10 protein-coding genes are annotated in these 11,375 nt (G+C 42.5%); 8 read left to right on the top strand and 2 right to left on the bottom strand.

Annotated features, from left to right (window positions below; translation table 11 throughout):
• Positions 1–333: 333 nt before the first annotated feature.
• From gvpA to XZ46_RS08865, 4 genes are all read left to right on the top strand, one after another.
• A complete protein-coding gene (gene gvpA / locus XZ46_RS08850; RefSeq protein WP_006616598.1) occupies positions 334–552 on the top strand; it encodes a gas vesicle structural protein GvpA in 219 nt (72 codons plus the stop codon).
• Positions 553–781: 229 nt separating this feature from the next.
• Entirely contained in the window at positions 782–1,636 is an 855-nt protein-coding gene (gene gvpC / locus XZ46_RS08855) for a gas vesicle protein GvpC (RefSeq protein ID WP_008049836.1), read from the top strand.
• A 222-nt stretch (positions 1,637–1,858) separates the two neighbouring features.
• Entirely contained in the window at positions 1,859–3,043 is a 1,185-nt protein-coding gene (gene gvpN, locus XZ46_RS08860) for a gas vesicle protein GvpN (protein WP_006620381.1), read from the top strand.
• Positions 3,043–3,426, top strand: coding sequence for a gas vesicle protein (locus XZ46_RS08865; protein ID WP_006670797.1), 384 nt, complete (start codon positions 3,043–3,045; stop codon positions 3,424–3,426). Before gvpN ends, XZ46_RS08865 begins: the two co-directional genes overlap by 1 nt.
• Here XZ46_RS08865 and XZ46_RS08870 read toward each other — a convergent pair.
• The gene (locus tag XZ46_RS08870) at positions 3,423–3,728 is read right to left on the bottom strand and encodes an ArsR/SmtB family transcription factor (protein WP_006620379.1); all 306 of its coding nucleotides are present in this window, start codon (positions 3,726–3,728) and stop codon (positions 3,423–3,425) included. The genes XZ46_RS08865 and XZ46_RS08870 overlap by 4 nt on opposite strands.
• Positions 3,729–4,259: 531 nt before the next feature.
• On the opposite strand from XZ46_RS08870, the gene XZ46_RS08880 reads away from it, so the two are divergent.
• The gene (locus tag XZ46_RS08880) at positions 4,260–4,802 is read left to right on the top strand and encodes a hypothetical protein (protein WP_046320591.1); all 543 of its coding nucleotides are present in this window, start codon (positions 4,260–4,262) and stop codon (positions 4,800–4,802) included.
• 135 nt (positions 4,803–4,937) lie between these two features.
• The gene (locus XZ46_RS08885) at positions 4,938–5,816 is read left to right on the top strand and encodes an alpha/beta fold hydrolase (RefSeq protein WP_006620377.1); all 879 of its coding nucleotides are present in this window, start codon (positions 4,938–4,940) and stop codon (positions 5,814–5,816) included.
• Between the two features lie 54 nt (positions 5,817–5,870).
• Here XZ46_RS08885 and XZ46_RS08890 read toward each other — a convergent pair whose 3' ends face one another.
• On the bottom strand, positions 5,871–7,544 hold the full coding sequence (locus tag XZ46_RS08890; RefSeq protein ID WP_008049841.1) for a glycosyltransferase family protein: 1,674 nt from the start codon (positions 7,542–7,544) through the stop codon (positions 5,871–5,873).
• A gap of 89 nt (positions 7,545–7,633) precedes the next feature.
• On the opposite strand from XZ46_RS08890, the gene XZ46_RS08895 reads away from it, so the two are divergent.
• Complete coding sequence (locus tag XZ46_RS08895) at positions 7,634–11,077, top strand: glycosyltransferase (RefSeq protein ID WP_048895016.1); 3,444 nt, start codon at positions 7,634–7,636, stop codon at positions 11,075–11,077.
• A complete protein-coding gene (locus XZ46_RS08900) occupies positions 11,055–11,300 on the top strand; it encodes a hypothetical protein (RefSeq protein WP_006620374.1) in 246 nt (81 codons plus the stop codon). The genes XZ46_RS08895 and XZ46_RS08900 overlap by 23 nt, the downstream gene beginning before the upstream one ends.
• Positions 11,301–11,375: the final 75 nt, after the last annotated feature.

The raw sequence follows: 11,375 nt of genomic DNA on the forward strand, positions 1-11,375 counted from the left end.
CTGTTTAAGGGTGGACGTGAAGTACATATCCTGTATATCTTGGTTTTAAAAAGGCGATTTGTACGTGACAATAGTCCTCTTTGAACAGAATGTTGGAGGCTTTGAGAGATACCTTCACCAATGGCATGATTGCCTCACTATTGATTGTATCATACTCAGAAGCTTCGGGCTATTGCCACATTCTTGACGGTTAAATCTGTCTGGATTCTGTATGACGGAGGATAACAGGACTTCCCTGGTAGCCTGGTCAACAGTAATACTAGCAACAATCTACCATCACAGCCTAGCTGGACGGTGGGGGTGTCAATATGAAAATTAAGAGGTAATTGACTCATGGCAGTTGAAAAAGTAAACTCATCTTCGAGCTTGGCTGAGGTTATTGATCGTATCCTAGATAAAGGGATTGTAATTGATGCCTGGGTTCGTGTTTCCTTAGTGGGCATAGAACTGTTATCGGTAGAAGCAAGGGTTGTGATTGCATCTGTGGAAACTTACCTCAAATATGCAGAAGCTGTGGGTCTAACGGCTCAAGCTGCTGTTCCTTCTGTATAAAGGGTTTCACAGTTAACTAGCGGTCGGACATCTGATTCTGTCTTCTGATTAAGTCCATCTAGCTACAGCCTGAATCTGAGTCGGAAAGCCAATGCCTGAGTTTCAGGGGGCTATATGATTCTCTAGGGAAAACCCTAAAGTAAGGCTGACAGGAAAGACTACAGAAAACCACAGAAAACCACAGATGTCCGATGCTTAACCACCAACTGGGGGGATATCCTTAAGTACTATGGCGTTACAGGATGATTGGCAACAAAGCCACCTAGAGCGTCGCCAGGTTTTGGCTGAAAGCCAAAAACAGATTTGGGCGACGATCAGTTTATGGCAACGAGAACGATACAGCCAGGCGATCACTCAAAAACAAGATCGACAGGCTTTTGTATCTCAATTAAAACAAGAAAATCAAGCCTTTTTGGCAGACGCTCATAATAACCATCGTCAGCAAGCAGAACAACTAGCTGAGGATTTAAAAGAGTTTGTGCGATCGCTTCAGAAAGAAACTGCTACCTTTCTGGAGGAGAGCGCCCAGTCCCGAGCCGAAAAAGCTGAGGAATTAGCGCAGGAGTTACGGGATTTTCGGGCGGAACTTCGAGATACGGTTGCTCAATGGCAACAGCAGTGGCAACAACAGGACCAGGAAAGAGCTGCCGGTCGCCGAAAACTCGCCCAGCAGGTACAAGGGGATTTGCAAGAGTTCAATATTATCCGCACCATTATGGCTGAAAAATTGCTACAGCAAACCCAAGAGGCGAAAGCCGAACGCCTAGCAGGTATTCAGTCCATGTTTGAGGATATGGGTAAGTTTCGGATGCAATTACAAGAGTATCGTCGGGAACGGGAAAAGTCAGTTTGGGGTGGTGAAAGGGTGAAATCGACCCCAGCAACGCCTCAGAAGGCGAAGGCTAGTCAAACATTGGTTCCTCAAACCAAGCCGAAGGCGGTTAAATCAGCGCCTAGTACTACCACAGCAGCCCAATCAACAACACCTACCGCTGTGGTGGTTGCTGAACCAACAAAACCAGCAGTTCCCCCTAATCAGCCTAAACCAACTACTGTTGTTCCTCATCCCCCTAACCCCGGATGAACGGGTTTATGATTACATTTATCAGCAGTCGAGGGTACGATTGACTGATATTGAGGAGGATTTGCAGTTAAATCGCATTCAAACCGTTTATGCTTTGCGATAACTTCTGAACCAAGGTTGGATTGTTCAGAGCGTTCAAGCCTACTATGCCAACAGATCAAATGAAAATAGGGTTCGGGACTAAAATATCCCTAGCCTGGTAGCTTACAATCTAACATTAATATGACCACTGTGCTTCGTGCTGTTCCTAAAGGATTTGTTAACACTCCAGCCATTGAAAGAATTACAGTTAGGGCGTTGCGGTATCTTCAATCAGGGTTTTCTGTGCATTTGCGCGGACCAGCGGGAACCGGAAAAACTACCCTCGCCCTACATTTGGCAGATTTGCTTAATCGTCCGATTATGTTGATTTTTGGGGACGATGAACTCAAGTCCTCCGATATGATTGGTAATCAAACTGGTTACACCCGTAAAAAAGTGGTGGATAACTTTATCCACAGTGTAGTTAAATTAGAAGACTCACTCAAGCAAAACTGGATTGATTCCCGTTTAACCCTCGCCTGTCGCGAAGGATTTACCCTCGTTTATGATGAGTTTAACCGTTCCCGCCCTGAAGTCAATAACGTTCTGTTATCGGCTTTAGAGGAAAAACTATTAGTGCTGCCTCCCAATAACAGCCGTTCCGAATATATTAGGGTTAACCCCCATTTTCGGGCGATTTTTACATCTAATCCTGAAGAATACTGTGGCGTTTATAGCACCCAGGATGCTTTACTTGATCGCCTCATTACCATGAATATGCCGGAACCGGACGAGGCTACCCAACAGGAAATCCTCATCCAAAAAGTGGCAGTTACACCGGAAGAAGCCCAAACTATTGTAACATTAGTGCAGCAATTCCGAGAGGCTACCCATGCGATCGCCCCTAGTAAAATTCAGACGGTAGCCAGACAACAAACTAACGCCGATAAAGCCTCTGGGTTGCGACCTAGTTTGATGCTAGCCAGAATATGTCAAGAACATAATATCCCTATTGTTCCCATTGACCCCGATTTTCAAGAGGTTTGCCGTGATATCCTCTTATCGCGCGCTATTGGAGATATTGCTGAATTAGAAAGCCGACTTCATCAGATATTTGACCATTTATCAGGACTGGAAAATGACCAGATTATCGCTTTACCCCCTAGGGAAGAATTGACCACTTCATCAGTACCTAATAATCTTTCCGATACCGAACAGAAAATCTATACTTATATCAAAGACTCTGATGGGGCGCGAGTCTCCGAAATTGAGATAGCTTTGGGGTTAAACAGGGTGCAAACTACTGATGCTTTGCGCTCGCTGTTAAGAAAAAGTTATTTGACACAACAGGATAATCGCCTGTTTGTTGTTTATGAGGGTGATTAATGACATTACAATCACGTTCATCTAGTCCTCAGCGCGGAGTGCCGATGTCTACCTCCGGTTCATCCCTCGCGGATATCCTAGAGAGGGTTTTGGATAAAGGCATAGTTATTGCTGGGGATATTTCCGTCTCGGTCGGGTCTACGGAATTGTTAAGTATCCGCATTCGTTTATTAATTGCTTCCGTAGATAAGGCTAAGGAAATTGGGATTAATTGGTGGGAAAGTGACCCTTATCTTAGTAGCCAGGCGCAGCAATTATCACAGTCTAATGAACAATTGTTAGAGGAGGTTAAACGACTACAGGAAGAAGTGCGATCGCTTAAAGCCTTGACCTCCCAATCATCACAGCCAGTCACTCCCCCTAACTCCGAAAATGATGATTAATTTGAGCAAGGTAAAGCCGGAACCACTGGACTAAATCGCCGAAACTCCCCTAGATATTCTTCTAGGATAATCATTTGACTCAGGTTAATGCTATAATATATCCAGCGGCCCTCTTGTCGTCCTTTGATTAATCCCACTTCTTTGAGCGTTTTGAGATGAAAGGACAGTTTCGACTGGCTAACCTCTAAGGTTTCGCAGATTTCGCACACGCATAATTCCTGGTGGCGTAAGAGTTCTAGAATCTGAATCCGTAGGGGGTCAGATAGCGCGTGAAAGCTCAGGGAAATGTCTGTGTTGACCATTATTCGGAATCTTAACATATTCTCCACTTTAGCAAATTAATTGGGGGATTTCACACGCCTCACTTGTCCACAAAGTAGCCCAGCTAATATGTAAATTTTTGTAAAAAAACCCATCATTTGGGGGGTATAGGTTGACTTATCCCTTGACCATGGGTTAATATTTTACATAATGGGAATATGCATAATTTTTTTAGTGTTTTATACTCAATTATAAAACACTATATCCAATCTTATCACGGATTCGGGTTCTCGTCAACCCCTGGAAAGGCGGAAGGCGCACCAGTTTTTAAAAACATATCAGACAACCGGGGAAGGGAAAACTTGTGGGGTCTTACCGGACTTGATGAGATAGTGCTGCTAGGGGTTCCCCCCAACTCAAATCGCCCTATCCCTATGGCGGTTGATGAAGGTTAGACTCAGGGTAATCAGTAAGGTATCTCATACACTCTGCTGACCACCCACCTCGCGGGTTGCGCCTGATATCTGATCATATGCCCTAGGAGTAGCCCAGAGCAAGTATTGGGGGAATTCATGACTAAATATTTGTCAGATATTCAGAGGAAGATTATGTTAAAGAAATTACCAGTTTTGGGGTTAATGATAGTTCTAATTGCTGGATTAGTGTTTGGCGTTGGTACAGCAGGGGTTTTAGCGGATACTTCTTTACCACAACCTAATGATAATGGTGATTATATTGGCAATTCTAGTCACCTATATTGGCAGGTAGTTGACCCCGACCCCAATGGCTTAAATTGTCGCATGGGTTCTGAATCAATTAAAGAAGTATGGAACCCGGAAAAATCTGGTTTTCCTAACATTATCAATTTTCCGGTGGTTGAACGTTTACAGACTGATGAGGTATTTACTGGTAAGTTGAGTTATGGTGGGTTTATTGTCACTTTGGATTCTGATTTGAAACCGTGGATATATATTGAAGAAAAAGCTGACGGAACTCCCGCCAATTGTTTTGTTAGGGCTAATAATTTATTTGTTAAACCCATCGAAAAACCGACCATAGAAGAAACCATAGAAGAAACCATGGAAGAAGTCGAAGAAGTTATCGACAATGGATGATTGATAATTGTCTGATAGGGAATGATCACCTCATAATTACCAAATTCTGCCATTCCCTGTTACCTATTAGCCATTCTTAATCATTGAAGATTGCTATAATTATCGATTATCAATTATTCAAGATTAACTGTTCCCATGACAACAACTACCGTAGAAACTCAAACTTGGCTGTGGAAAGGATTTCCTATCTGTTATAGCGCCGCTGGAGACACAGGACCAGCGGTAGTATTAATTCATGGGTTTGGTGCAAGTTGGGGACACTGGCGCAAAAATATCCCTATTTTAGCTAATCAATGTCGGGTATTTGCGATCGACCTTTTAGGGTTTGGTGGGTCAGCTAAACCTTTACCCTGTAGTAGCCTATCTTATACCTTTGAAACTTGGGGTGATCAAGTGGCAGATTTTTGTCGGGAGGTGGTCGGAAGTCCGGCTTTTTTAGTGGGAAATTCTATTGGTTGTATTGTGGCTATGCAGGCGGCTGTCTCTCACCCAGAAATAGCGATCGCTGTAGGTTTATTAAATTGTTCTCTGCGACTATTACACGATCGCAAAAGGGCAGAAATACCCTGGTATCGGGGTATGGGTGCAGAATTAGCCCAAAAAGTGTTAGGTTTACGATGGGTTAGTCAGCTATTTTTTCGACAACTTGCTACTCCTAAAACTGTCCGTAATATCCTCCTACAGGCTTATCGGCGCAAAGAGGCTGTCACCGATGAATTAGTGACCATGCTTATCACCCCCGCCAATGACCCCAATGCTGTCGATGTTTTTGTGGCTTTTACTACTTATTCTCAAGGACCTTTACCAGAAGATTTACTCCCCATTCTTCCCTGTCCGGCGATAATTTTATGGGGGACAGAAGACCCATGGGAACCGATAAAACTTGGACAAGAATTAGCTAAATTTGACACAGTAAAACAGTTTATTCCTCTGGAGGGGGTTGGACATTGCCCCCAGGATGAAGCACCGGAGTTGGTTAACCCTATCCTGTTAAAATGGGTGTTAGATAGTTAACAGTTTATCTAACAGTTTATCCCCCCTATATCACTGACATGGGGGGATTTATTTCTAGGGATTATTAAACAGTTCCGGGACTCTTTGCTGGAGTTGTCTGTTTAACTCTGGGAGGCGATCGCACATTTCTAAATACCAGCGGTGACGCTGTTGGTAATGGTGACAAAGTAGCCGATTTTGTTTAACCCAATTATAGGCATTTTCGGCAATTTGGCGGCGTAAGGTATGGTTATTAATTAGGCGGTTGAGTTGGGTTTCAAATTCTCGGATCGTCCGATAAATTAACCCGGTTTTGTCCGGCTGAATAGATAATTCATAAACGGTAGGACTCGCGAGGACGGCTACCCCACTACCTGCACATTCTAGGAATTTTAAATCTGATTTCATGAGATTAACTGGTGTGGGGGTCAGGGGAAGTAAGGCGATATCGGAGTTTTGCAGAATTTCTAAATAGCGGTTATAATGGCAGAAAGGTTCAAAGGTTTTTTGGTCGGTGGCTAAGGCTTCAAAAAATTGGCGATCGTGAACTACTCGCACCAGGACTCGACCGGAATTGGCTGATAAAACTTTATTTAGAGATGCCATAATGGGTTCCCAGTCCTTCTCGCGGTTTAATGCACCAAAAAATAGACTGATTTTCTCGTTGTCATAATTATGGCGTGGGGGGGAAACTTCGGTTAGTTGGTTAGGAAAAACTGCTATATTAGGATTAAATTGTTGCAGAAATACTCCCAAAGGTTTAGTGGAGGTTTGGACACCGTGACAGCCTCGATAACTCAAATAATTATGATCTGCATATTCTCGGCGACGTAGGGGGTTATCATCAATTTCAGCAATGATTAAATAGTTTTCCTGTAGTAGTCTTTTCAGCACGGAAAGATGTTCTCCCGCTGACATGATGGTGCGCTGCCAGATGAAAATTTTGGCTTCCTGTGGTATAGTGGGTATAATTCGCGCTGATCTGACTGAAGAAAAGGTGCGGACTCCAGGAATAGTGGCACTAAAGCGATCGGGGTCTAAAACTCGAATCCGATCGCACCCAGTTGGTGCCATGATTGCCGTTTGGATTAATAGCCGTCTTGGGGGGTGACTCGACTTGATGCCCCGCACTAGATAGTTTTCCGCTACCGTTTGCGCTCTATACTCTTTCAGGTAGACAACAGTAGAGGGATTGGCTGATTTCTGTCTCTCTAAAAACTGGTTAAACTCCCAAGTGCGATCGCCTTTTGTCCGCACTTCATAGATATATAATCCCGCTTGGTTAAAATGCGATCGGATTTCCTGTAAACTTAAACCTACACCCGACAACTGTGGCTTATCCAACGGTAAACTAACTAGCCGCCGCCAATATTGACTGTTAGGAATATCAGCGATAAATTGACCGTTAGGTTTCAGCCAGCGACTGTAATCATTGACCAGTTTACCAAAATCCTGATCCGGAGAATTGACACAGCCATAAACCAAAACATCTATCCTCCCCATCGAATCACAAATTGTGCTTTTTGTCAAGTCCTGATGGGGAGAAATCTGCCAATATTGGCATTCTGGGTTATTCCGCAGATAGGCTGACTTCAGATCTGGGTTAGGGCGATCGCTAATTTCAACAATGACACGGGCATCTATAGGTAACACCCTCAACAATTCCGAATTCAATGTCTTCACCCAATGATTGTTTAAACTATAATCCTGTTGGCTATAGTGCGCCCAAATATTCGCAATTAGACACACTTTCCCACCATTTTACCATGATCTCCCCCTTGTCAAAACCCATTGACAGGGAGTAGAGTATCGTCTGTGATTAATACAATCGGTAAATTATGCAGTGTAAAATTTGTGACTCCGCTACGATACCCTTCGGTAAAACCATAGTTTTGAACAGATATAATGTTAACTATTTTCAATGTCAGAATTGCGGATTTGTGCAAACCGAAAATCCCTACTGGTTGCCAGAAGCCTATAAGCACCCCATTGCTAACAGCGACGATGGTTTAGTTTTCCGTAATCTCATGTTAGCGCAACTAACCAGCCAAATCATCACCAAATTTTTTAATCCCGATAATCAATTTCTCGACTATGGTGGCGGTTATGGTTTATTAGTCCGCCTCATGCGAGATATCCGCTTTAAATTTGACTGGTATGATAGCTTCTGTCCCAATTTTTTAGCCACCGGGTTAGAAGCCAATTTAAACCCAGACAACCCCTATGAACTCATCACCGCCTTTGAAGTATTTGAACATTTCGCTAACCCCCTAGATGAAATCAACAAGATCCTGAAATTATCTAAAAATATTCTCTTCTCAACCGTACTTATCCCCCCCCATAATCCTCACCCTGGTCAGTGGTGGTATTATGCACCCCAGGAAGGACAGCATATAGCTATTTACACACCCCAATCATTACAAATAATCGCCCAAAACTTCGGCTTGAATATTTACTCTAACGGTTCATCCTTGCACTTATTAACCGAGAAGGCTATCCCACCAGAAGAGTTTACCGAAATCACTCAATATAACGCCGCTGAGTTACGAAGATTATTGTGGTTTTCCCGTAGTTATAGCCAAACTTTAGCCAATTTAGAAACAGTCGCACCTTCCCAAAAACCGGAAGTTATAACTCCCGAATTAGGTGTTAATGTCGCTGGCTTTGTTAATGGAGAATTTGGCATTGGTGAAGGAGTACGCGCCACCTTGAGGGCTATGGAAGCGGTTAACTTAAATGTGGCAATTAATAACTTTACCGGGAGTCCTCACCGGAAACAAGATCATAGCTTTGACAATTTTACTTCCGCACATCCTTATCCCATAAACTTAATTCAAATTAATGCTAATGATGTGTTGAGATTTGCTCAACTTGTCGGTGCTGACTATTTTAAAAATCGATATAATATCGGTTTCTGGGCGTGGGAATTACCAGAGTTTCCCCCAGAGTGGGTTAAGGCATTTTCTCTATTTCACGAAATCTGGACTTATAGTGATTATTGTGTCTCTGCTATTCGGCGGGTGTCGCCAATTCCCGTAATTAAAATGATGCCTACCGTGTCACTGCCAGAGGTAAATTTAAGTCGGGAAAATTTATCAATTCCCCCCGACAAGTTTATCTTTTTATTTATGTTTGATTTCTATAGCCGCATAGCACGCAAAAATCCCTTGGCAGTAGTAGAAGCCTTTAAAACCGCTTTCGGAAATCATCCTACTAATGTGGTGTTAATCTTAAAGTGTTCTAACTCTGATCGTTTCCCCAAAGAAAGAAATCACCTTTTTCAAGCGATCGCTAATTGTCCAGCCATTCAAATTATTGATGGCTATTTATCACGGGAACAAATTAATGGTTTAGTTTATAACTGTGATTGTTATATTTCCCTACATCGTTCCGAGGGTTTTGGTTTAACCATGGCGGAAGCTATGTTTTATGGTAAACCCGTCATAGCTACTGGCTATTCTTCCAATACGGAATTTATGAATTTAGCCAATAGTTTTTTGGTCAAATATCGGCGAGTTTTAATTGACCAAACAGACGGACCCTATCGACCGGGGAATGTGTGGGCTGCCCCCAATATTAAACAGGCAGCTGAGTTAATGCAATATGTGGTTAACTACCCAGAAGCTGCTCATCAAATTGGTCAGCAAGCAGCTACCGATATCAGAACCCAATTAAGTCCTCAAACTATCGGCGATCGCATTTTGTCTCGCCTGCAAATTATTCACAATGCTACCCAAAACTTTACTGATATACGTTCAGTTCCCATTATGGAATTGTCACCGGAAACGACAACTCCTCCCTTGGTCAGTATTTGCATTCCCACCTACAACGGCGAAACCTTTATTAGACAAGCAATTCTCAGCGCCTTAAACCAGACCTATAGTAATTGTGAAATCATCCTAGCCGATGATGGTTCCATAGATGATACTATAGCGATCGCCAAATCTTTGCAAGTCTCATCACCTATCCCTTTTCGTATCCTCACCCATATTAACTATGGTTTAGTTGATAACCTCAATTTCTGTATTTCCCAAGCTCAAGGAAAATATGTTAAATTCCTATTCCAAGATGATACCCTTGAACCCAACTGTATAGAACAACTCGTGGCTATGGCTGAAGCCAACCCAGAAATTGGTTTAGTTTTCTCCCGCCGCCATATTATCCTTGATGATAATTCCCAGACTCATCCCCAATGTCAAGCCGCCTACAAAGGAACCCAAAACCTGCATCAAGACTGGTCAAACTTAAAAACCATTCAACCCGGTTCCCAATTATTATCAGACCCTAAATGCTTCCGAGGTCGGTTAAATAAAATCGGCGAACCGACAACTGTTTTAATTCGGCGTAATGTCTTTGCTCAATTAGGAGGCTTTGACCCCGACCTACATCAATTATTAGATGCAGATATGTGGTTTAGAATTATGGCAGATTATCAAATAGCCTTTGTTGATAAAGCCTTATCTACCCTGCGAATTCATCGCCAACAACAAACTCAACTCAATATTATCGCTGGTGAGAATATCCGAGACTATAGCCGACTATATCGGAAAATGATTATTGACCCTGACTATCGGTTTTTGGGGTTAAATATCAAAGAATATATCTTTTATCAACTGTTGTCTAAGTCTCCCCAAGATTATCTAAACTTAGCCGAAGAATTGGTTAATCAATATCGTCATAACCCCCATCATCAACCTACCCAGCAACACCTTCGACTCCTGCGAAAACTGACGGCTATGCTCTGGCTTAAATCTGAGGCTGCTTCCTTGCAAAAATTATCTGATGGTGTTCAAGGAAAAGTGCATAAAATTATCCTTAATAGTGGTATCCGTGAGTTGACATTGACCCCCAGCGAATCTGAGTTTGTCGAATCATTAAAAATCCGGGTTTCTCAGGGGTTTTCTGTTCAAAATGGTTGTCAATCTTGGTTGGCTGCTATGCTATATAAGCCGGCTTATCAATTGGGGATAAATTATCATAATGCGGTGATTCCTAATGATTTATTTGAGGATTTTCTGAAATTCATTTTCTCCCCTAGTTACCACTTTACTGATGACAAAGATAGGGGTGATTATGTGAATTTTACTCGCGGAGTATGGAAATACTTAAAACGCCATATTGACGAATCACCTTCCCAAGTCAGTCTCTGGGTTTATGTGGCTAAAATTGCTTTAGAATTATGGGATGAACGACCTTTGATGAACCTTAATCAAGATATCAGTGAAATATTGAGCGATCGCCACGCGGTTTGGGTTTTTTATGGTCGCCACCACACTCCCTAATTTTGACCGCCAATTATCCCGTAAGTCTGCTTTACAACGCCTTAAATTAATCGCCAATTCCCGGTTAATTGTGATTAGTTCAATTCCCGAAAAGCGCCTTTTATCCTATTGTCAGAAAACTTTATTTTTTAGGGACTTGACATTATCATTAAATTTTGTACAATATAGGAAGGTAAAATGGTCGTGTTTTATGCAAATTTCCGCTAATAGCCCATATCACTGAGACTTGGAGGGAGTTAACCCGAAACACGAATCACTAGCAAAGCCAGATATATAAGGAGTTTCCAGGTATGCTATG

The sequence above is a fragment of the Limnospira indica PCC 8005 genome, assembly GCF_000973065.1.
GTDB classification, from domain to species: Bacteria; Cyanobacteriota; Cyanobacteriia; order Cyanobacteriales; family Microcoleaceae; genus Limnospira; species Limnospira fusiformis.